Genomic DNA, 22,494 nt, shown 5'->3' with positions numbered 1-22,494 from the left:
GATGACTTTCCTGGAGGTTACAACATGCCCATTCGCTTCGGGACCGATGGCTGGCGAGCGGTAATCAGCGATGAGTTCACATTTGAAAACGTGCGCCATGTAGCACTGGCCATCGCCGACTATGTATTGGAGACAAGAGAGGATTCGCGAGCCCCTTTGGTAATAGGTTTTGATACCCGATTCCTCTCCGACCGCTACGCACGTGAAGTAGCGCGGGTCCTTGCTGATGCAGGACTGACCGTTTACCTGAGCAAATCGGATTGTCCCACACCCGCACTGGCTTATGCCATCCGGCATCTAGGGGCATTGGGTGGTGTGATGATCACCGCTAGCCACAATCCACCACGCTATAACGGGATCAAGTTCAAAGCACAGCATACTGGCCCAGCTCTGCCCGATGAAACGCGTAGGATAGAAGAAATACTCGAACGAAACCTAGCCGATGGTCGGGTGCCTACGACAACGAAGTGGGCTATCGCCAATTCCGACACAGATTATCCAGGCATTTTGCGTTTTGATCCGATGCCACCTTATCTGGCCCACCTGCGTACACTCGTTGACTTCCAAGCGATCTCCGCATCGCGCCTACGCGTGGTGGTGGATCCAATGTACGGCGCAGGACGAGGCTACATCGCTTCTTTTCTGCGCGAAGCCGGCTGTGAAGTAACAGAGCTCCATGGTGTGATGAACCCTGGCTTTGGCGGTATCCATCCCGAACCTATTGAGAGAAACCTGAACGATCTAGTTATCACCATGCGCAGCGGGCAATACGATCTTGGGTTAGCCACCGATGGCGATGCCGATCGCATTGGCGCTGTGGACGCGCAGGGCCATTTCGTTGACCCCCATCGCATCTTCTCCCTGATACTGCGCCATCTTGTGGAGGAAAAGCACGGGCGAGGAGCAGTGGTCAAAACTGTCTCGACCACGCAATTGCTCAACAAACTCTCTCAGCACTATGGTCTGCCCTTGTACGAAACCCCTGTTGGCTTCAACCACATTTGCGCTCTGATGCTCAAAGAAGATGTGTTGATGGGCGGCGAAGAGAGCGGGGGCATGACCATCAAAGGGCACGTTCTGGACGGCGATGGTATTCTGATGGGTTTACTGCTGACCGAATTGCTTGCATATCAGCACAAGCCTTTGCATCAGGTCATCGCAGAATTGATGGATGAATTCGGCCATTTTTACTATGGACGCAATGATGTACACACACAAACTTTCGATAAAAGGGAACTAACGCAGAGGCTAACCGCAGAAGCTCCAGAGAGAATTTTGCACCACAAAGTAGTACAAGTAAACAACAGCGATGGAGTAAAATACCTTCTGGATGATGATAGCTGGCTCTTGATCCGTCCCTCTGGGACCGAACCCCTCTTACGCATTTACGCTGAGGCTCGGAATCGTCAAGAAGTACAGGCGTTGCTTGCAGTGGGTGCGGGTTTGGCAAACATGTGAAAGTATTAGGTAGTGTGGGTTAGGCAGATTATTGGTAACGCTCCAATAATCATTGTTTGCAAAAGGGTAAAGGACTGAGATATGTCAGGATTTACTCACCTGCACGTGCACACAGAATACTCCCTGCTCGATGGCATGTGCAAGATCAAGGACCTCGTTGCGTATGCCAAAGAACTAGGCATGGAAGCGCTGGCGATCACGGATCACGGTGCAATGTATGGTGTCATGGAATTCTATCAGGAGGCACAGCAGGCCGGCATCAAACCAATCATTGGCTGCGAAGTATACCTGGCGCCAAAGAGCAGGTTCAAGCACACTCCGCGTACAGAGGCCCAGACATTTCACCTCATTCTCCTGGTCAAGAATGAAACGGGCTACAAGAACCTAATCCAGTTGACGACCAAAGCCCACCTAGAAGGTTTTTACTACAAACCTCGCGTCGACAAAGAGCTTTTACAGCGACACAGCGCTGGACTGATTGCTCTGTCTGCTTGCGGATCAGGCGAAATCCCCAGGCTGATCCAGGAAGGCCAAATAGATGCAGCACGGGAGGCCATACGTTGGTATCAAAACACCTTTGGCCCGCAAAACTTTTATCTCGAATTGCAACGCCATGTCGCCATGCCGGAGATGGAGGCGACAAACCGGGCATTGTTGGCGCTTGGCCGTGAGCTCGGAGTTGATTGTGTTGCTACAAATGATGTCCACTACATACGCCAAGATGACGCCGCTGCCCATGAGGTATTGCTGTGCATTCAGACCGGTACAACGATGGATGACCCTGATCGCCTGCGCATGGGCAGCGACGATTTCTACTTGAGAAGTGAGCAGGAAATGGCTGACCTGTTCGCCGACGTGCCCGAAGCTCTGGCCAACACCAGCCGCATCGTAGCGGAGTGTGCATTCGAGCTCAAGAATGAAGGCTTTCATTTGCCACCTTTTGAGGTACCGCAGGGTTATACAGCCCATACCTATCTCGCCCACCTTTGCCAAGAAGGTTTTCGGCAACGCTATCCATTGATCACCCCAGAATTGCGTGCCCGGCTCGATCACGAATTGAAAATCATCCATGACATGAACTTTGACGTCTATTTCTTGATCGTTTGGGATCTGATAAGGTTTGCCAGAAGCCGGGATATCCCTTGGAACGTACGCGGTTCGGCTGCTGCTAGCATCGTGGCCTATTCGCTGGGTTTGACCAATTTGGAACCACTCCGTCATGGCCTCATTTTTGAGCGTTTCCTCAACCCTGGTCGGATCAACATGCCAGATATTGACTTGGACTTTCCGGATGATCGCCGCAACGAGATGATCGAGTACGTTATCGGCAAATATGGCAGCGACCAGGTGGCGCAAATTATCACTTTCGGCACCATGGCAGCACGCGCAGCCATCCACCATGTAGGTCGTGCATTGGGCCTTCCACCAGGGGAGGTAGTTCGCCTGGCCAAACTGGTGCCTGCCGGCCAAAAGGTCAAAATACAGGATGCCCTGGAATCTTCCCCCGAGTTGCGCGCCATGTACGAGCAGGATGACTACATACGCAACCTGATTGACAAAGCCCGTCAGCTCGAAGGAGTTTCGCATCATGTCTCCACCCATGCCGCGGGCGTGGTCATTGCAGACAAGCCGTTGGCTGAATATGTCCCTGTGCAACACATTCCCAAGGGCAAAGAAATTATCACCCAGTATCCAATGGGAGCTCTCGAAGACATCGGCCTATTGAAGATAGACTTCCTTGGCCTCTCCACCCTGACGATTATGCGCCGCGCGGTCGAATTGATCAATGCACGTCACGGCACTGCCTTGCGTCTGGACAATATCCCCACGGATGATCCGGCTATCTATGAGTTGCTCTCTACAGGCAACGTCATTGGGCTGTTCCAGGTTGAAGGTGCGGGAATGCGCCGGGTGCTGCAGGAGTTGCAACCTTCCAATTTTGAGGACGTAGTGGCGCTCCTCTCCCTCTACCGACCTGGCCCCATGCAGTTCATAGATAGTTACGTCGCCCGCAAACATGGGCGAGAGAAAGTCGAATACATCCATCCCAGTTTGGAGCCCATCCTGCGCGATACGTACGGCATCATCCTTTATCAAGAGCAAATTATCCGTATTGCGACAGATATTGCTGGCTACAGCAGCGCCGAAGCAGATCTAATGCGCCGTGCTGTGGGCAAGAAGAAGGAGAAAGAACTCAAGGAGCAACGGGATAAATTTGTGCGGGGTGCTATGGAGCGTGGCTTGCCTAGAGACAAAGCCGAAGAAATCTTTGCGGCTATTGAATACTTTGCCAACTATGGTTTCAATAAGGCTCACAGCGCAGCTTACGCAGTGATCACTTGCCAGACGGCTTATCTCAAGGCACATTATCCTGTTGAGTACATGACTGCTCTGCTTTCAGTCGAACGCAATAATACCGATAAGATCGCAGCCCTTGTTGCAGAATGCCGCCGGCTCGGAATCCAGGTGCTTCCCCCCGATATAAATCGCAGCGATCTTGACTTTGCAATAGAAGATTTATCTGCCCCGAAGGAGCCGGTAAAGGATCGCACTGTACTTTGGCGTGCGGCAATCCGCTTTGGTTTGGGCGCTATCAAGAATGTAGGTGAAGGACCGGTGCTGACCATCTTGCAGGCTCGCGCCGCGCATGGTCCTTTCACCAGTGTGGCCGATTTCTGTCGGCGTGTAGATTTGCGGCAGATCAATAAGCGTGCTCTAGAAAGTCTCATTAAAGTCGGAGCTTTAGATTCTTTGGCTGAAAGACCTAGATTGCTGGCTATCATGGACCGTATGCTGGGGTTGAGCCATCTGCACCACCAGGCCAGCGCCGTTGGGCAACTGGCTTTTGATGCCCTTTATGCGCGTTCCTCGAGCGACGCCGATTTGATGGCGGATCAAGTTTTTGTCCCGCCCATTGCGCAAAAAGAAATGCTCGCCTGGGAAAAAGAACTCCTAGGAGTCTATATGTCAGACCACCCCCTGCAACACTTGGCGCAAGATTCCTGGGATACTCGCTCAGACAAGCATTACACGCCACTTGATCAGATTGATGAATCGCTCAAAGGCCATACAGTAATGGTTGCAGGGAGAGTGCTCAGAGCTCGCTCGACCATGACGCGCAAGGGCGAAGAAATGGCCTTTGTAGAATTGGAAGACTTGAGTGGTAGCATAGATGTGGTGCTCTTCCCCAAGACCCACAAGCAATGTAAAGAATTGTTGGTAGAAGGCCAATTGCTCGTGGTGGAGGGCAAGGTAGATGTACGCGACGGCAAGGTCCAGCTTGTTGGGGACATAGTGCAGGATTACGCACTGGCAAACGCCGGCAAAAGCAAGGAAATGCCCCGGGTGCATTTGCTTGAGATCAACCTCCGCTGCAGTGGCAATCGCGACCACGATGTGCAACTGTTGAGAAAAGTGTACAAGATCCTCGAAGAACACCCTGGCCAAGACCATTTTCGCTTCAACATCATCAGTGAGCAGGGACGCGTACAGTTGGAATTCCCGAATGTGACCACGAATTTTGTGCCGGAACTGGAGATGCTGCTCAAGGAAACCCTGGGCGAGAATGCGCTTTACGTGCAAAGGATAGAGGCATGAGCGATCGACAAGCGCTGCGTAAGGTCATCGGGACGTTGCTGGCCATTGCCCTGGTTATCCTGCTCATCAGGCTCTCCATTTCTTTATACGCACCAGAGAAACAGCCCCCCAGTATAGCCATCTGGAAACAAACAAGGGGACCAAGTGGGGGCAAGATCAACGCCCTATTGCTCAATGAGCAGAACCCTAGCGTGATCTATGCAGCTACGGATGGCGGCATCTATACCAGCCGGGATGGTGGGGGCACATGGCAATGCACCAGTGCAGGGTTACCTGCTGGACAGGAAGTCACGACGCTAGCCATGGCCCAAACTACTCCACAGACCCTCTATGCTGGTACCTTCAATGGTGTGTATCGCAGCATGGATGACGGACAGACTTGGCTACCAGCTACCTCAGGTCTGACACATAGCCCGGTTTTCTCCTTAGTAGTAGACCCCCAGGACAGCTCGATCATTTATGCAGGTACAGAGAAACAGGTATTCAAAAGTCTAGATGCGGGGAATACATGGAGCGCGAGCAGCGAAGGGCTACCCGAAGAGACCATATGGGCATTAGCAATAGATCGCACCTCTCCGAACATCCTATACGTAGGCACGGATAGCGGCGTGTTCAAAAGCACGGATCAGGGAATCCATTGGCAAAGAGCTAGCGCTGACATGCCTGACAATTTGCGCGTACAGACCCTAGTGATCGATCCTGTGGTATCGAGCATCCTCTATGCTGCTACGGAATCTGGCGTTTACCGTAGCAACAACGGTGCAGCGACTTGGCAGGCTGCCACCGGGGGGATTGGCGAGATGATCGTTCATTCCTTGGTAATTGACCCGAATAATCCGCGCACTTTATATGCTGCAGTGGGCATGCAAGGTGTCTGGAGAAGCATAAACAGTGGTGAAAGCTGGGAACCAGTGACTGGCAATATCAATGAATTGGTCTTGGCACTGGCTATCCATCCTTTGCATTCTCAGGTGCTTTATGCAGGCACAGGACGCGGCGTGTACTACACCGGTACAGGCGGCCAGCACTGGGAGCCCAGAAACGAGGGCTTGATCAGCACCAATGTACTGTCTCTGGTGGCAGTTCCAGAACGTCCAGGACATTTCTATGCGCTCACAGGGCTGGATGTATTTAAAACGACAGACGATGGCAACACCTGGGTCTCAGTAACTCGAGGACTTGCTCGTCCTAATGTTTTAGCTCTGGCTGTGGATCCAGATTTTCCCGACACTCTATATGCAGGCACATGGTATAGCGAGATCTATCGCAGTGCTGACGGAGGCCAAACTTGGTGGCTGGTGAATGGTGGCCTGGCGCGCGATGCGCCAATTAGTGCGCTGGTAGTACATCGCCCAGCCAAGCTCCATGGGAATCAGTCCTCAGGCGTACTTTATGCAGGGACCAACGGAGCTGGCGTATTCTACAGCGAGGATGGTGGCATCCATTGGACGAATGCGAACAATGGATTGGAAAATCTCTATGTGCAAACCCTTGCCCTTGCACCAACTGAAGGAGGAACTCTCTATGCTGGAACAGGCAAAGGGCTTTACCGTTTAAAACTAACTAGCACTTCTGAGCCTAGTAGCTCTCGTTGGGAGGTAATACACAACAGACTAGCCCAGGATGAAGTGCATAGCATTGTAGTTGATGAGCGTTCCCCGAATGTGATCTATGTTGCAACGGCTACCGGTATTGGTGAAGTTTACTGCTCGATAGACGGGGGGAACACTTGGACTGCCATTGGCAGAGGATCTTTGCCGACGAATATCAAGATCCAAGCTCTTGCGCTCAACCCCTACCGTGGTAAACCGCGCATTTTATATGCTAGTACGGATGGGGGCATATTCCGCAGTGACGATGGGGGCTTTAATTGGTGCGCCATTAACGAAGGCCTACCAGCCCGTGCCAACGTATTGGCACTGCTCGTAGATGCCAAGCGTTCCTATTTATACGCCAGCATCAAGAACAATGGCATCTACAGCAGTGTAGATAAAGGCCTGAGCCCTGCCATCTGGCGCCTTGTTGTGGCAGGGATGATGGGTACAGCAGCCCTCGCTCTGATCCTGCTCACGGTTCAGTGGCATATTCAGTCTTCGCGGCAAGCGCAAGACCAGCTTTTCGAACGCAACTGGCCTTTATGGCGAGAAGAGATTGAACGTGTCTTACGAGACAAAAATGTGGTCAACATGGAAGCGCTGACCCATGTGCCAGGCATCTTTAAGCTTCGCGCCATGCAACAATATATGCAGGAACATGGGGATGATAACCTAGTGCTGCGCTTAAATCCACCTGTGCTAGAGCCAACCAATGCCATGCAGGTGGGAAACTTTTTGCGTAACTGGCGCGCAGCACAAAAGAGAACGAAGAGTGCAATTGCCTTCAAGCCTATGGTCTCGCGCATCACCGATCAACTTTGTCAGTTGCTCGGATTCACCCTTCTGGAAACCCGTTCTTACAAAGACTTTCATGCCTATGTCATCAAGGCACCAGCTTTGCGTCTGAAGATGCCTCCCATGTTCCCCATCATCTTCCTGCAAAAGCCCAGTCTCACCGAGCAGGATATCCATGATCTGCATGATTTGTTAGGTATCCTCAACATATCCAGTTATCTCGCCTTGCTTGTGCTTCCAGACAGCGGCACTGGACAAGAATTGACCACAACTAAGGCGCTCTTCAAGAAGTTGACCCGCGGCACAGCCCATGATTTTATCGTGATGGATTTTGATGACTTGTATCGCATCTTCGTGGCCAAGAATCCAGAGAAGAGATTTATCCGTATCTTGCTTGCTCAGATAGATCTGACGGTTGTATCACCTTATGTGATATCGGGACCTGTGCCTGAAAACATGTTCTTCGGTCGAGACTATGAATTAAAAACCATCACGCGCATGATCAAAGACAACAACTTTGCCATTGTAGGTGGACGGAAGATTGGCAAAACCTCCATTCTAAACAAACTCCACCGCTCCTTCACCGACGCGCCTGATACCTACTCTTTGTACCTGGACTGCCAGGCAGTACAAGATTATCAAGATCTCGGCAATATTGTGGAGACCCTGTGGCAGGTTGTCTTGCCCGACTGCTCGCCGGAGGCGCTGATGCGCATGATCGTTCGCATGAAACGAGAGCAGGAAGACCGGCTTATTGTCATACTGATGGATGAGGTAGATGCACTCCTCCAACATGATGCCTTGAATCAGGAGCGACTTTTCAAGGTGTTCCGAGCTCTTGCCCAAGAGCATCAGTGTCGCTTCATACTTTGTGGTGGCAAGGTTCTCCATGCGCGCTTGCATGACCCGAATTCTGCGCTTTTCAATTTCTGTAACGTGCTTCGCTTAAGTAATCTGAGCCCTCGGGACACAGGTCGTATCGTCATGGAGCCCATGCAAGAAATGGGGATCGGTTTCGAAGATGCCAGCAAGCTGGTCCAAGCAGTGATCAATTTGTCAGCTTGCCATCCTAACCTCGTGCAGTATATTTGTCAGGAACTGATTGTGCGCATCAATGCCCGAGGCGATCGCTTCATTACCCTGTCAGAATTGGAGGCAATTGGGAACTCGAGGCAGTTCAACGAATATCTTATCGAAGTAATGTGGGGCAACACGACTGCTCTGGAACGCCTGATTACGTTGCTCATCATGGTGGATACACCGCATGCTACCTGCGCTGAAATTGAAGCCGCCTTGCACGCACGAGGTGTGCAGGTTCCATCGGCCGCAGTGGAACAAGCATTGGACACCCTAGTCCTCTATTCGATTCTAAATAGGGAAGGACCGGAATACTGCTTTACTGCTCCTGCGTTTCCATCTATTGTTGCCGCTACGCAAGACATGGATTCTTTAGTGGAGAGAACAATCCAATACTTGAGCGCTGAGGCAATTGCAACTTAGCTGATGGGAGGGACTTACATGGATTACCAGAACATTCTCGTGACGCGCGAAGAGGATATTGCTATCATTACCTTTAACCGACCTCAGGTGCTCAATGCACTGAACCACGCTACGATGGCCGAACTGTCAGCAGCCATTGATGAACTAGCACATGACGAGGACATACGGTGTATTATCCTGACCGGGGCTGGGGAAAAAGCCTTCGTCGCCGGAGCCGATATCAACGAATTGCGAGCTATCGGCAGTGGTGCGCAAGGAGCTGAATTTGCAGCCCAAGGCCAGAGCATTCTGTTCAAGATCGAAAATCTCAGCAAACCCGTCATCGCTGCGATCAATGGCTACGCGCTGGGTGGTGGATGTGAGCTGGCTATGGCCTGTGACATCCGCATAGCAGCAGATACGGCCAAACTTGGACAACCCGAGATCAATTTGGGCATTATACCAGGCTATGGTGGCACGCAAAGGCTACCCAGATTAGTGGGTAAGGGGTATGCAAAGTGGCTAATCCTCAGTGGCGATATGATTTCCGCACAAGAGGCTTTGCGCATTGGTCTGGTCGAGTTGGTCGTCCCGGCAGCAGAACTAATGACAAGAGCACGGGAACTAGCTCATAAGCTCGCACGCAAGGCCCCGGTGGCGGTTGCTCTAGCCAAAATGAGCATCAATGTGGGACTGGGGACGGATCTGGTCACGGGCTGTGCGTTCGAAGCCAGCCAGTTTGGATTGGTGTGCGCCACCGAGGATCGGGTTGAGGGAACCACAGCCTTTCTAGAGAAGCGCCCAGCACAATTCAAAGGGAAATGACCCTTTAGCATGGAATGGAGCCCGATGCAACACACGCCAAAAGGCCAGCGGGTTCTGATCAATGGCATGTTCATGTTGGTGCTGTGGCTCGCATTGATCTTGCGTCTGTACCGCATCGAAGCGCAAAGCCTGTGGAACGATGAGGGCACAAGTGTTGCTCTTGCCGCGCGAGACCTGGCAGCCATTACTAGAGGTGCGGCTAACGACATTCATCCACCGCTGTATTACTATATCCTCCATTTCTGGATGGCATTTGTTGGCCACAGTGAACTCGCCGTGCGTTCCTTGTCCGCACTGCTAGGAACAGCACTAGTGCTGATGACGTTTGTCCTCGCCCGTTTCATCGCCGGTGATGTGCCCGCCTTGATCGCCACGCTGTTCGCAGCTTTATCCCCATTCGCAATCTACTACTCCCAAGAAACTCGAATGTACATCCTCTGTGCTCTTCTGGCAGCCTTATCCGTACATGCCTGGGTGCTGCTTTTGTCGAAATGGCAAAATGCTGGTGAAAAAGCTTCCAGGTCCTCTACTCTCGCCGCTTTTCTTTACATCTTGGCGTCTATTCTGCTTCTGTATACTCACTATTTTGCAGCCACGATGCTCATTGTGCAGAACCTCGCTTTCCTATGGTGGCTGCTGACCACGCGCTTGCCAGTCACTATGCGACGCTTATCAGTTGTGTTACGCTGGACTGCTATACAGATTACCATTGCAGCTGCATACCTGCCGTGGTTGGTTCTAGCCAGAGAGCAATTGCGTGTGTGGCCGGCTATCAGTGAACCTCTGTCGCTGAGAACTCTGTTGGGGGACCTCTTGTGTGTTTTCAGCCTAGGTTTGTCTACCAGACTGTGTCCACCTGCTGTCCTAGCCGGTTTTGGGCTATTGCTGTTAGCGGGCGTGCTGGCTTTACGACCTCATCGCAAGCAAGGTCTGCAACCTCAGGCAGGCTCCACTTCCTATGTCCTTTTCTTGCTGTACCTCTTCGTGCCCATTGGCATCATGTACCTGCTTTCACTGCAACGGCCCATGTACAATCCAAAATTCCTGCTACTATGCATCGTCCCCTTCCACTTGTTTTTGGCAAATGGTGCTCGTTGGTTGGCTGACGTTGCGAGCCGCTTCTGGCTATTTGCCATAGCGAAAGGTGGTGGCGATAGGACCAAACCCGGTGGTCAGACTGGCCGCTGGCTGCGCTACATCTTTTTGCTATCCATCATTGTTTTTGTCGTGGTTTCTTCGTGGGATTCGCTACGTGCTTACTATTTTGACCCACTCTATGCCCGCGACGACTATCGTAGCATCGCTCGTTACATCGAGATCGTAGGGGGAGAAGACGATGCTATTCTGATCAACGCTCCAGGGCAAATCGAAACATTCACGTACTACTATCAGGGCAACTTGCCTCTGTATCCGCTCCCTCGTCAGCGTCCTCTAGACAAGACGCAGACGGAAGCAGACTTGGTACAGATGATAGAGGGACGCAAACGGATATTCGCTATACTGTGGGCTACCGATGAGAGTGATCCGGAGCGTTTCGTGGAAGGCTGGCTGGATCAGCACTGCTACAAAGCCATGGATTCATGGTACGGTAACGTGCGTTTGGTGATTTATGCTGTACCAGCCATGCCCGCGCAACAGCAAATTGAACGCCCACTGTCCGTGAATCTGGGAAACAAGGTGCGCTTGCTCGGCTACAATTTGCTCACAACAGAGGTGCGGCCAGGCGACATTTTACAACTGAGCCTCTTTTGGCAAGCCATTGCCCCGATGCAAGAGCGCTATAAGGTTTTTACCCATGTAATCGATTCCCATGGCCACCTGGTTGGCCAGCGCGATGCCGAGCCAGGAGGCGGGGCCAAAATCACCACAATCTGGCAGGAAGGAGAGCAAGTACTGGACAACTATGGTTTGCCTATTCTCCCAGCTACACCTCCTGGAGAGTACGTCATCGAGATTGGCATGTACAACCTCGAAAGCGGCCAGAGATTGCCTGTGATAGAACATGGGCAGGAAACAGGTGATCGCATCCTCCTGCAAACAGTGCGTATCCTGCCTGCTCTGGCTCCTCCACCCTTATCTGTGCTTGGCATGAAAAGACAGATGAACGTTCAGTTTGGGGAACTGACGCTACTGGGTTATGACATGGCCAAACTGGGTTATGAGCACCAACCCGATTCGCCCATTCAGCCCGGCGATGTTGTACACCTCACCCTGTTCTGGCAGGCAAACCAAGCGCCTTCGAGAGATGTTATGCTGCTCCTGCAAATGCGGGACAAGCAAGGTAAGGCGTGGGCTGAGCACCTCGCTCAGCCAACGGAGGGCTTTTATCCAGCCCGGCTGTGGCATACAGGCGAAATAATTCGCGATCAGCATCACTGGTTCTTGCCGGCTGATCTGCCACCTCAGCGCTACCAAATCTATCTGTCTGTGCAACGTCTGCCTGAGGGCCAGCAAATCGGTTCGCTCCTTGTGCTGACCAGCCTCACGATCCAATCCAACGCATCGAGCGCGGGAAGGTGCCCCTGTAAGTTGCAGCCTGCAGCGTCCTGAGAGCTTTTCGAACAATTTTTCTTAACTTGAATAAGCAGAAAAATGAAAACTGATTGCTGATCAATCGTAGCATAGAAGAGGTTTAATCAATTGGACATAGATTCGCTGGCAGAAACCGTTGGTAGGCTATTGCAACAACGTTGCCTAAAACTGGCTGTAGCCGAATCCTGCACGGGTGGGTTGCTGGCTACGCATATCACAAATATTCCCGGCAGCTCCGCTTATTTCGAAGGCGGCGTGGTCGCCTATTCCTATGAAACGAAGAGGCGCGTGCTTGGGGTGCCAGCCAGCGTCTTGGATACTTATGGTGCAGTGAGCGCGGAAACCGCCATCGCCATGGCCAGAGGTGTACGGCATCTTCTGCATGTGGATCTGGCCGTAGCCATCACTGGTATTGCCGGGCCAACTGGGGCTAGGCCGCAGAAGCCGGTAGGACTCACCTATATTGCACTTGCCTCAGCCAAAGGGGAAGAATGCAGGAAATACCTCTGGACAGGAGACCGCTGGGAGAACCGCAGGCAATCGGCCAAGGCGGCACTGCAATGGTTGCGAGAATACCTGGAAGCAACTAATACTAGGTAGCACTTTGATGTAAGCGGCTATAGGTCCGGATGAAAACGTTGCCGCGCTGCCTCGAAAAGCAGGACGCTGGCAGCAACTGCAGCATTGAGAGATTCGATGCCCTTGTGCATGGGGATAGTCACAGAGCTACTCGCCAATCTCTCTGCTTCTGGGCTGGTGCCCTCAGCTTCGCCGCCAATGACCAAGGCAGTGGGTTGCCGCCAGTCAACTTTCCAATACGGAACCCCTTCCCCGGGCTTTGCTACAAGCACCCGGACGCCGCTCAGGATACGCTTAATTGCAGACCAATTCTGATGTACACAGAGGTTCAAATGAAAGTGTGCTCCCATTGCAGCTCGCACCACTTTGGGGCTGTAGACATCTACTGTACCTTTGCTGGTGATCACCAATTCAGTGCCAGCCGCAAGGGCAGAGCGCAGAATCGTTCCCAGATTCCCTGGATCGCGCAAGGAGTCGATCACCAGTACCCAAGTTAATGGACTTGGCAGCGCACATTCGCGCATGGGAAGCACAGCCAAGATACCCGAAGGGGTGACTGTATCAGCTATGAGCTGCATAACTGGCTCGCTCACTGCTTTGATGCTAGTGCCTTGCTCCTCTGCCTGAGACAAGATAGAATAGACACGGGGCATATGCTGCACTGCTGGGGTATGGAAAAGAAGAGCGGGCTGGGTGCCTGCCAGGATTGCTTCCTCTACAGTGCGTAAACCTTCTGCAATGAACTTGCGTTCTCTGTATCTGTTGCGTCGCCGATGCAGGGTGCGCACATATTTCACTTGTTCGTTAGCTGGGCTGGTAATAATGTCTGAGGTGGCTGACAACCTGTCTCCTTAGCCGTTACAAAGAAAATCTCGCTTCTGGTTGCATCATACTGCTCCAGAAGCGAGATACTTCATCGCGTCGTATCCCAGAATGATCACTAGGATGATCTCAGGCGGTTACCGCTTCCTTCGCTATCCCTGCGAGATGTGCAAAGGCCGCGCTATCACGAACCGCAAGGTCAGCCAGTATCTTTCGATCGATATCTACTCCCGCCTTGTTGAGTCCAGCGATTAGCTGATGATAGGTTATTCCACAGAGACGAGCAGCAGCATTGATGCGCACAATCCAAAGGCGACGAAAATCGCGCTTGCGGTTGCGACGATCGCGATAAGCATACCAGAGTGACTTCATACGTGCCTCATTCGCACGTCGGTACAGCAAGTGCTTGCTTCCCCGCTGTCCTGCGGTAAATTTGAGTACTTTCTTGTGCCGCTTATGGGCCGGCACTCCCCTTTTGACCCTAGGCAATCCAAAAACCTCCTTCTAATACAATCCTGTTCTGCTTACCACATGAACTTTGCTACTTGAGATATGGCACAAGTTGTTTAATGCGGCTTTTTTCGCCTCTGGTTTCCACCTCGAGCTTGCGATCGTAGAGACGTTGTACTCGCTTTGCTTTTCTGCGTCGCAAATGGCTTCGATGTCCCTTAAGCCGCATAATTTTGCCTGTGCCAGTCACATGAAAGCGTTTGGCCGTAGTTTTATGAGTCTTCAATTTTGGCACCGAACAATCACCTCCCCAAACCTTAACTTATCCTATCGTCTCGGGTACACTCTGCTCGTTTTTTGCTTTTCCCGTGGATTCTGGCTGCTGGGCTCCCGACCGCCGGGCTGAAGGTTTGGATGCTAGCAACAAAAACACGCTACTTGCTCCTTCCTCCATGGTCGGCGCTTGCTCAACCGTTGCCACATCTGCAAGGTCGGCAGCCAGCCGCTCTAACAGTTCCCGTCCAATCTCTGGGTAACTCCTCTCACGTCCACGAAAGCGCACCCGCAGCCGCACTTTTGCTCCATCAGCGAGGAACTCACGCACGCGCCTGGTCTTGAACGCGAGGTCATGCGCTCCAATTTTGGGATGCATACGGATTTCTTTGATCTCGATCGTACGTTGGCTTTTGCGAGCCAATTTCTCCCTTTTCGTTCGCTCATAGATGAACTTGCCGTAGTTTAACAAACGGCATACAGGAGGTTTGGCTGCAGGCGCAACTTCAACCAGATCTACATCACGCTCCTGGGCAATCCGCAGGGCTTCCCTAATAGGGTAGACCCCCATCTGCTTGCCCGTTTCATCAACCAAGCGCACCTCGCTGGCCGTAATCGCCTCGTTGATACGGTGTTCTTTGCTACTTATCTCGTTCCCACCTCATGTCTCGATGATTTGAGCGCAAATCCTCTCTGACCGCCAAGAGTGCGCCCACTTAGCGGGCTATCTTATCATATTTATCGTTACTAGTCAAGTTGACAGTGCGCTTGCGCCAATATCTTGTTTGTGCAACGAAGGTCAGGTCTAAAATTTGGCATAGATATCTCCCCAGAGAAGAGGATTCTCTATGGATAGCAATGTTTCATAGAGGGTCTCTGCTGTTGTCCAGGTTGGTGAGAGAAACTGCGTTGAGTTATTAATGCAGACATTGAAAACGACAGGCCCTATCGACAGAAGGCGATTCATGCAAAGCCAGGCATCGGGAAGAAACTCTCTGGTGAACTCGAAAGAGATGACAGGGATGGGCTGCGTCAACCCCCTGAGCACGAGTGCCTCATAACCTTCCACATCGATTTTGCAGAAGGTTGGCACTCCATACATGTGGATCAGGGCATCAAGGGTCGTAACAGATACCTGCTCTGATTTGGTCCACTCGTGCTCTCTGGAAAACCTTCCTTGCTCTCTCCATTTCTTAGACATGGTGGAGATTTCTGGGGCATCCTCGCATACAGCCAGTTCTGCATGCCCTTCCTGCTCACCAAGGGCCTTTCCGACAATGATGACATTTTGGTCGTGGCCAAACCGTTGATAGAGCCACTCCAAGCAGGCACGCTGCGGCTCCACACAGATCACTTTAGCCCCTAATTGACGGAAAACCTGCGTTCTTTCACCTGTATGGGCGCCTACATCGAAACACAAATCACCCTCTTTGATAAATTGGGCGTAGAACTCAACCATGGCTCGATATTGACGCAGATTCCATGGAGCGTAAGACGCAATACGGTCTTTAACCGTTTTCGCCGTTCGATACAAGTTTAACGCTTTGAGCAGCTTAATAGCCCATTTCCTCACAGTTATTGGTTTTTCCTATTATCTGGGGTATCAAATTGCGCAGGGTCAGAAAGACTGGTATCTACAAGATCGTTGTATAAATAAGGAGTAAAGAAAGAGCCGCCAGACAATCTCTGGCGGCTCTCATTTCGCTCAAGCACCAAAGCTATTTGTTAATACCGTTGTAGGTGGTAAAGTTGTCACCGTAGTTCATAGGATAGCGAGTATCCACATCGCTGCGGTGAGACATATTGGCGATACCGACAATGTTCTTGGTGCACACCACGACTGCCGAGCCGTTAAAGTCCACTCCAGGTATTACGTTGGGTAGGAACTGGCTCCAGCTCTCACCGGGGCCAAGTGGTAATGGCCCTACGATCACGTCCGTACGACCAGACATTGAGTAGGTAACTATAAAGGATCCGGCTTCAGTGCTCACGTTTTGAATCTGGATACCACTGCAGTATCCGTAAAATTTGGAAGTAACCTGCGGGAAGAGCACCGTCGTAGTCGCTGTGCCATCCAGGAAGGCGTTGTAGGTGATACCTTGGCCCTTGGTGCGGTTGTCCTCATTGATCGTAGCAATAACAGGCTGGCTGGCAGTGATAATCGCTGAGCCAGAACCAGACACGGCAGCCATTTCTGGTGGCAATTGGGCTGGGCTACCCATATAAGGTCCCCAAGCTTGTCCTGGGCCAATAGAAGGCGAGGTTTGTGTATACGTGTTACCACCGAATTTGTACTGTACTGTCACAACCGTTGGGGCTCCACCTACGTTTTGGACTCTCAAGCCGCTTTGGTAGCCATAGTAATCTTTGACCACGCGCGGTGCGTATAGCTTGGTAGCGCCAGACGCCAGACCATTGTAGCTATGGAACTGAGATGTCGCAGCAGTGGTCCCTACGTTATAGAAGTTGGAAATCACCGCGATATTTTTGGTGGACTCGATCTTGGCTGAGCCGGCGAAACCGGAAGGCAGTGCCGCTTCGTTTTCCTGACGGAATACATAAGTTGAGTAGGGATGTACTGACTGTGTGTTCGTCGCTACTTGCGCACCAGTAGCATCATAGTAGCGTACCGTGACTGAAGCGGTATCTGCCGTAGCGTTCTGTACAGCGATGTAAGAGCTCCACCCGCCATAGGCCGCCTTCATTACCTGTGTCACATACATCGTAGTGCCCGTCTGTGCTTCCAGCACGCCGCTCGCTGTACCTACACGGTTCGGGCTGGTAGGGCTAGCTCCGCTCCCGGATGGGAGTTGGGTGTTGATGATCGCTGCTACTGGCTGATCAGATTCAATGACTATGGAGCCAATGAAACCATCAGGCAAGCCAGCAATGCTTGGAGTGTAATAGGATTTTGCTTTGCCAGCGAGAATAGTATCAGTAAGCGTAAGCGCTACAGTGCCAGCGTTGGGGGTACCTTCCGCCCAATAGAACCTGATGGTCACATTGGCAGGGTTCACCGTGTCCTGGTTCTGAATCATAAAACCAGAAACCCAAGAGCCGCTTTGCGCTCCTACTATACCAGATGCCAGCTGCATGCTAATCACGACGAGCGCAATCACCAGCGAGATTCTAACTAGTTTCCTCATTTGCCTTTCTCCTCTCTATCAATAATTTTGCTCTCTCAGAAACGAGCATAACAATTTATCACCACGAAACAAACAAGTCGCCACAACAAGGCTACTTGTACATTCTCATCATAGCATATAATTGCCTTTTTTTCAATAACTCTTTTGGGTGATTTTTACTCCTTGATTCTATGCGTAGCCCTCACAATCGCTGAACTGCCCAGAAGCAAAGTGCCTCGCTCAGAATCGAGATTACCCGCGCCAGAACAGCTACAATGGCCGCCATAGCCACCGGCAGACGGAATCTCAATAGGAATGCTAACATCCCTTCCTTAATGCCAATCCCTGTTGGAACAAAGATCACGGCCAAGCTGCCAAGTGAAGATGCTGCCCAGGCAAAGGTCAGAGTTGGTAAATCGGCAATGGCCATCGGATAAAGTGCAACAGTGAGCATGTAGAGAGTCAACCCTAGGACAAACCAAGCTACGATCATCAGAAATAACATGAACCACAACGATTTGTACTCAATCTGCATGTGCTGTGTATGCCCCCGGTGTTTTTCGAAATATTGGAGTGCGTCATCCAACAAGCGGGGCAATGCAATGAGCAGCGTGGTCATAACCACTATGCCCGGTAAACGCCATGGGGTTAGTGAAGCTAGCCCCCAGCTCTGCAGCCATGTTCTGGGCAGGGTCACAACAATGATCCATATTCCAGTCAATACAATGCTGAGAAATTCTAGGGCAATGCCCACACCAATTGGCCCTTGTGGGATACCTTGGCGATTGCAGAGATAGGCTTTGCCCAGTATCTGCCAGGCATAACCAGGCAGGTATTTCACAATGTTTGCGCTGAGGTGGACTTTGATATTGGTGCGCAGCGAAGGTTTTTGTCCCAATCCCTTCATAATTAGCGACCAACACCAGCCCCCAATTAGAACTGCGCCTGTGTACAAAAGCAGGGCTAGGAGCAACGGAATAGGCTGGGGCTTTAGCTGGGTCAGGTCAATCTGTTTCAGACCAATAACAATACTGTGCCCCAGATATAAGAAAGATAGACCAACCACTAATATCGTAGCAAGCGTCCTGATCCATGTGGGCAATGCAAGAGTGGGCTTCTTTATGGCCATGGCTATTTCGTATCTTCCCTTGCCACTTGACAGTAAACTTGCAGTACCTGTCTAGCAGCCTTTTCATTCGAAAAGAGATGCGCACGGGCCAGACCGCGAGAGCGTAACTGAGCACGCAGGCTGGCATCTCGCAGAACCTGCTCCATAATCAAAGCCCATTCATCCTCATCCCTCGGGTTATCCACGATTAGTCCCGCATCGCCAATCACCTCGCGGATAGCACCTGCACCTGAAGTTACGACGGGCAAACCACAAGACATAGCTTCTAGGGGCACCAAGCCAAATCCTTCTTGCAGAGAGGGGAAGGCCAAAACTGTGGCGCAGTTATAAATGGCTGGGAGGTCTTGATCCGGGACCGCTCCTAGCCAGATCACTTCGTTGGACAAGCCCTCCTGTTGGATGTAGCGAAACAGAGCGTCATCGCGGGCCTTTTCATAGATTCGCCCCACCAATACCAATCTTGGTTTCAGCCCTACCTGCTTCAGCTTGGCAATAGCCCGTGCTAAAGCCTGTAGGTTTTTCTTTCGCGAAATGCTGCCCACATGTAAGATGAAAACATCCGGGAGGTGGTATTTCTGTTTGACCTTGACTGTTTCCTCCACAGATAAAGGGCGAAAGCGGGGATCACAGCCAGGATAAATGACCGTAATACGCTCTCGGGGTACGCCATAGAATGTAACAATGGCGCGCGCTGTGTCCTCCGAAATGGCGATAATCCGCTTTGCCTGTCGTAAGGTGAGTGGTTCAATAAACCGCCAGTATATGCGGTCACTCCAGGGGTAAACGTCGGGGCAAATCAAGATACTGAGGTCGTAGACGGTGACCACAGTAGCGCCCGGAGTAAAGAATGCCCCTAAATTTTTGGCATAGTGCACGACGGCAACCCGTTCCTTCCGTAAGATGATCGGCAAGGCTAATTGAGCCCAGAGTCTAGCAACAAAACGACCTTTTATGCCGGTGATATATTGCCGAACATTGTGTGCTGTTAATACCTGCTCTTGTTTGTCCAAAAAGAGCAGATAGTCGTTTTTACAATCTATTTTGAAAAGAGCAGTGAGGAGATTTAATGTGGCGGAACGCCCACCACCAGATGGAGTAATACCAAGCGCATCAATGGCTATTCGCATGACAATTTCCTGGCCAGGGCAAAAATATCATCGCAGAATACCCAGCGGAATGGGTAGTAATGGGATAGGACGTGCATACAAAAGCGTACGAATTGATTCCTCTCTTCGTGGTAAGATTGCGTTGGTTCCAACCATACGCGTGCATCAAATCCTGCGTTCTGCAATGCACGCTTCAATCGCCAGATATCCTGTTTATTCACATGAACTGCAGATACGAATTGCCAGCGTTGCTCTGGGTCTTTGGGGAGTTTTTTGCCGCGTACGCGCTGCACAACGCGGTAGAGCGGATAGCCTATACGGTAGTACCATAGATTAGGCATGGTATGGATGATCAGAACTCCTCCTCCTTTTAGCACTCGGTATGCTTCTTCTAGAGCACACCTTAATTGTTCGGGGTAAAGATGTTCCACGATATCCAACATGAAAATCACATCAAAAGCGTTCGATCTGAAGGGTAGGTGGGATGCATCGGCGAGTTGAAGATGAGCAGGGGCTTCACTTGTTGGTGTATGGAAGAGAGCCGCTGCTTGCTGTGCTAAGCTCAGCGCTTCTGGCGAGTAATCAATTCCATATGCATCAGCACCAGCCTTGGCACAGTACCATACTACCTCGCAACGGCCGCAGCCAACATCTAAAACCCGTTTTTTATTAAGCTCCCCCGCCAACCGCAGAGCAATCCGTAACCGCGCAGGAATGCCGCCTTGCAGAAACTCCTTATAGCCATTGCATTCAGTGAGGAAATATTCGCGGTTATAAAGGGTTGCAGGTACCGCAAGTTTGCCTTCATCTACGTTTGGTGATAGCTTGTTCATACACTTCCACCATACGCGTGGCCATAATCCGCCAGGTTAGTCTATCTTCAGCGTTACTACGATTGGTCTCGCCATAACGCTGAGCTAATTCGGGAGATGCCAACAGTTCAATAACTGCTTGAGCTAACTGATGGGGATTCTTCTCTTCCACTAGCAGACCGTTTTCCCGGTCAACGATCACTTCAGGTATGCCAGCAACTTGCGTCGCAACCAGTGGCTTGCCACAGGACATGGCTTCCAGGAGCACATTAGGCAAGCCATCTACATTGCCCTTATGATCGCGTACCGATGGCACCACAAAAACATCGCACATATTGAAATAGCGAGGAGTATCAGTCCATGGCACGCCACCGATTAACAACAGGTGATCCTGCACACCTAATGAATGAGCTAAATGCAGCAAATCCTCGCGCAGAGGCCCCTCACCAACGATCACAACCCGCACATTATTGAATCGTTCAACAATGGCTGGCATAGCCTGTACTAGATACTCAAAGCCCTTCTTATACACTAAACGACCCAAAGCCAGAACGATGGGAACATCTTTCGCAATGCCAAGCTGCTCTCGCAAGGCATATCCTGCATCCGGATTGTGGTAAAAGCGATAATGGTCTACACCATATGGGATTAGCTGGCTTTTGTGTGGTGACAAGCCGTGTCTCTGCGCTCGTTCCAGAAGGTCCGAACTGCAAGCGGTAACCCAATCCGCTTGAGAAAAGGCCCAACACGCAGCCAATTTAGCCAGGATGTTTCTCTCTAGCACAAATACATCAGAACCATGCAGGCTGATCACTAAGGGAGTACCTGTACACCGGGATTCCAACGCACCAATGGGTCCGCTCGGAACTGCCCAATGAGCGTGAATTACATCAAATCTAACTAGGCGCTGCCAACGCCAGAATTCCCAGAATGCGGCCACTGTGTAGCAAGGCAACAACAAATAGACGGGTTTTTTCAGCGTCACATCCTTTTCCAATGACTTGGCATAGCCAATCAAATGCCATCGTGCACCTACAAAATAGCGAAAACGGTGAACAATCGCAGAACCAAAGAGATCACTGGCAATCGGATCATATGGAGCAAAAACGTGCACCTCGTGACCCAGCGCAGCAATGTTTTCCGCCAGAGAGTGCACGAATGTCCCCGCAATATCGCCCTCAAAACGAGGGTAGGAAGACGTAATCATGCCAATTTTCACAGGCTTCCCTACAGGTTTTATTGACCCGGTTCCTTACTCTCAGGACCTTTTACACAAGGTCTTTCGCTTCATTATGAAGTCTTATAAGACAACAGCCGCATCAGGTTGGAACTTGCAATGAGCGATTGATAAACGATACAAATCTCATTATAATGTTTTTAGTTCGTAAATCAAGTCTAAGGAGTCCGCCAGTGAGCAAGATCCGCGTTATCGCATTGTACCTAATAGCCGCAGGGATATTGGCTAGTTGTCAAGCTGCTCCCACTGCCACGCCAACTGTGTCAACGCCCCCTGCAACACCAACCTCAACTGCAGTCTTGGCTACCCCCACGATCAAAATTTGGCCAACCGCTTCTGCAGTTGCTCCTGATGAGCCGGTTATTCCCGTTGGCTATGTTGCCACTTTTCAGGATACCCAGCACGGCGTCTCAGGTAAAGCGGTTATGGCTGGATTGCAGACCATTGTAATCAGCAATTTTACTTACGATGGTCAAGGCCCCTTAGCAGATATCCGCCTAGTGAAAGAAGGAGAACTAGATAAGGCTGTGGCGATCTTGGCAAAGCTCGAGCAGAGGCCTTACCAACAAGAACTCCTAGTTCTCACTGTACCCAGCGATCTCAAACCTGGGGACGCGGACAGCATTGCGGTATATTGTGAGGAGTTGAAAGCCAGCTTTGGGTGGGGACGCTTCCAATAG

At 51.3% G+C, this 22,494-nt stretch carries 17 protein-coding genes; 7 read left to right on the top strand and 10 right to left on the bottom strand.

Going from position 1 to position 22,494, the window contains the following annotated elements; all coding sequences use genetic code 11:
• Positions 1 to 24 precede the first annotated feature (24 nt).
• The 6 genes from H5T67_06590 to H5T67_06565 all read left to right on the top strand — a co-directional run bounded on the left by H5T67_06590 (position 25) and on the right by H5T67_06565 (position 12,881).
• Positions 25 to 1,458: a phosphoglucomutase/phosphomannomutase family protein gene (locus tag H5T67_06590; protein MBC7244986.1), complete on the top strand. Its 1,434-nt coding sequence runs from the start codon at positions 25 to 27 to the stop codon at positions 1,456 to 1,458.
• A gap of 81 nt (positions 1,459 to 1,539) precedes the next feature.
• On the top strand, positions 1,540 to 5,055 hold the full coding sequence (locus H5T67_06585) for a DNA polymerase III subunit alpha (GenBank protein ID MBC7244985.1): 3,516 nt from the start codon (positions 1,540 to 1,542) through the stop codon (positions 5,053 to 5,055).
• On the top strand, positions 5,052 to 8,945 hold the full coding sequence (locus tag H5T67_06580; protein ID MBC7244984.1) for a TniB family NTP-binding protein: 3,894 nt from the start codon (positions 5,052 to 5,054) through the stop codon (positions 8,943 to 8,945). Before H5T67_06585 ends, H5T67_06580 begins: the two co-directional genes overlap by 4 nt.
• An 18-nt stretch (positions 8,946 to 8,963) precedes the next feature.
• Positions 8,964 to 9,749 carry an enoyl-CoA hydratase/isomerase family protein gene (locus H5T67_06575; protein ID MBC7244983.1) on the top strand — a complete coding sequence of 262 codons (786 nt, stop codon included), beginning with the start codon at positions 8,964 to 8,966 and terminating at the stop codon, positions 9,747 to 9,749.
• A 9-nt stretch (positions 9,750 to 9,758) separates the two neighbouring features.
• Positions 9,759 to 12,299, top strand: a complete 2,541-nt coding sequence (locus tag H5T67_06570) for a glycosyltransferase family 39 protein (GenBank protein MBC7244982.1) — start codon at positions 9,759 to 9,761, stop codon at positions 12,297 to 12,299.
• A gap of 90 nt (positions 12,300 to 12,389) precedes the next feature.
• On the top strand, positions 12,390 to 12,881 hold the full coding sequence (locus H5T67_06565; protein MBC7244981.1) for a CinA family protein: 492 nt from the start codon (positions 12,390 to 12,392) through the stop codon (positions 12,879 to 12,881).
• A 17-nt stretch (positions 12,882 to 12,898) separates the two neighbouring features.
• On the opposite strand, the gene H5T67_06560 is transcribed toward H5T67_06565, so the two are convergent.
• The 10 genes from H5T67_06560 to H5T67_06515 all read right to left on the bottom strand — a co-directional run bounded on the left by H5T67_06560 (position 12,899) and on the right by H5T67_06515 (position 21,796).
• On the bottom strand, positions 12,899 to 13,702 hold the full coding sequence (locus H5T67_06560) for an RNA methyltransferase (GenBank protein MBC7244980.1): 804 nt from the start codon (positions 13,700 to 13,702) through the stop codon (positions 12,899 to 12,901).
• Between the two features lie 109 nt (positions 13,703 to 13,811).
• Complete coding sequence (gene rplT, locus H5T67_06555; GenBank protein ID MBC7244979.1) at positions 13,812 to 14,171, bottom strand: 50S ribosomal protein L20; 360 nt, start codon at positions 14,169 to 14,171, stop codon at positions 13,812 to 13,814.
• A gap of 52 nt (positions 14,172 to 14,223) precedes the next feature.
• Positions 14,224 to 14,427: a 50S ribosomal protein L35 gene (gene rpmI / locus H5T67_06550; GenBank protein ID MBC7244978.1), complete on the bottom strand. Its 204-nt coding sequence runs from the start codon at positions 14,425 to 14,427 to the stop codon at positions 14,224 to 14,226.
• 27 nt (positions 14,428 to 14,454) lie between these two features.
• Positions 14,455 to 15,054 (bottom strand): translation initiation factor IF-3, encoded by a 600-nt coding sequence (locus H5T67_06545; protein ID MBC7244977.1) that lies wholly within the window; start codon positions 15,052 to 15,054, stop codon positions 14,455 to 14,457.
• Between the two features lie 156 nt (positions 15,055 to 15,210).
• Entirely contained in the window at positions 15,211 to 15,978 is a 768-nt protein-coding gene (locus tag H5T67_06540; protein MBC7244976.1) for an FkbM family methyltransferase, read from the bottom strand.
• 145 nt (positions 15,979 to 16,123) lie between these two features.
• Positions 16,124 to 17,551, bottom strand: coding sequence for a hypothetical protein (locus tag H5T67_06535; protein MBC7244975.1), 1,428 nt, complete (start codon positions 17,549 to 17,551; stop codon positions 16,124 to 16,126).
• Between the two features lie 181 nt (positions 17,552 to 17,732).
• Positions 17,733 to 18,659: a flippase-like domain-containing protein gene (locus tag H5T67_06530; GenBank protein ID MBC7244974.1), complete on the bottom strand. Its 927-nt coding sequence runs from the start codon at positions 18,657 to 18,659 to the stop codon at positions 17,733 to 17,735.
• Positions 18,660 to 18,661: 2 nt separating this feature from the next.
• Positions 18,662 to 19,786 carry a glycosyltransferase family 4 protein gene (locus H5T67_06525; GenBank protein MBC7244973.1) on the bottom strand — a complete coding sequence of 375 codons (1,125 nt, stop codon included), beginning with the start codon at positions 19,784 to 19,786 and terminating at the stop codon, positions 18,662 to 18,664.
• Positions 19,777 to 20,598 (bottom strand): class I SAM-dependent methyltransferase, encoded by an 822-nt coding sequence (locus H5T67_06520; protein MBC7244972.1) that lies wholly within the window; start codon positions 20,596 to 20,598, stop codon positions 19,777 to 19,779. The genes H5T67_06525 and H5T67_06520 overlap by 10 nt, the downstream gene beginning before the upstream one ends.
• Positions 20,570 to 21,796: a glycosyltransferase family 4 protein gene (locus tag H5T67_06515; protein ID MBC7244971.1), complete on the bottom strand. Its 1,227-nt coding sequence runs from the start codon at positions 21,794 to 21,796 to the stop codon at positions 20,570 to 20,572. The genes H5T67_06520 and H5T67_06515 overlap by 29 nt, the downstream gene beginning before the upstream one ends.
• 191 nt (positions 21,797 to 21,987) lie before the next feature.
• Here H5T67_06515 and H5T67_06510 point away from each other — a divergent pair, with 191 nt between their 5' ends.
• Positions 21,988 to 22,494 (top strand): DM13 domain-containing protein, encoded by a 507-nt coding sequence (locus H5T67_06510; GenBank protein ID MBC7244970.1) that lies wholly within the window; start codon positions 21,988 to 21,990, stop codon positions 22,492 to 22,494.

This window comes from Chloroflexota bacterium (genome assembly GCA_014360905.1).
Taxonomy (GTDB): Bacteria; Chloroflexota; Anaerolineae; order UBA2200; family UBA2200; genus JACIWX01.
Note: the sequence above shows the minus strand (reverse complement) of the source record. Positions and strands in the feature narration are given on the sequence as shown.

Coding starts and splice junctions, on each gene's coding strand:
- H5T67_06575 (MBC7244983.1), top strand. CDS start 8,964: ATGGATTACCAGAACATTCTCGTGACGCGCGAAGAGGATATTGCTATC.
- H5T67_06570 (MBC7244982.1), top strand. CDS start 9,759: ATGGAATGGAGCCCGATGCAACACACGCCAAAAGGCCAGCGGGTTCTG.
- H5T67_06520 (MBC7244972.1), bottom strand. CDS start 20,598: ATGAACAAGCTATCACCAAACGTAGATGAAGGCAAACTTGCGGTACCT.
- H5T67_06590 (MBC7244986.1), top strand. CDS start 25: ATGCCCATTCGCTTCGGGACCGATGGCTGGCGAGCGGTAATCAGCGAT.
- H5T67_06585 (MBC7244985.1), top strand. CDS start 1,540: ATGTCAGGATTTACTCACCTGCACGTGCACACAGAATACTCCCTGCTC.
- H5T67_06530 (MBC7244974.1), bottom strand. CDS start 18,659: ATGGCCATAAAGAAGCCCACTCTTGCATTGCCCACATGGATCAGGACG.
- H5T67_06580 (MBC7244984.1), top strand. CDS start 5,052: ATGAGCGATCGACAAGCGCTGCGTAAGGTCATCGGGACGTTGCTGGCC.
- H5T67_06535 (MBC7244975.1), bottom strand. CDS start 17,551: ATGAGGAAACTAGTTAGAATCTCGCTGGTGATTGCGCTCGTCGTGATT.
- H5T67_06525 (MBC7244973.1), bottom strand. CDS start 19,786: ATGCGAATAGCCATTGATGCGCTTGGTATTACTCCATCTGGTGGTGGG.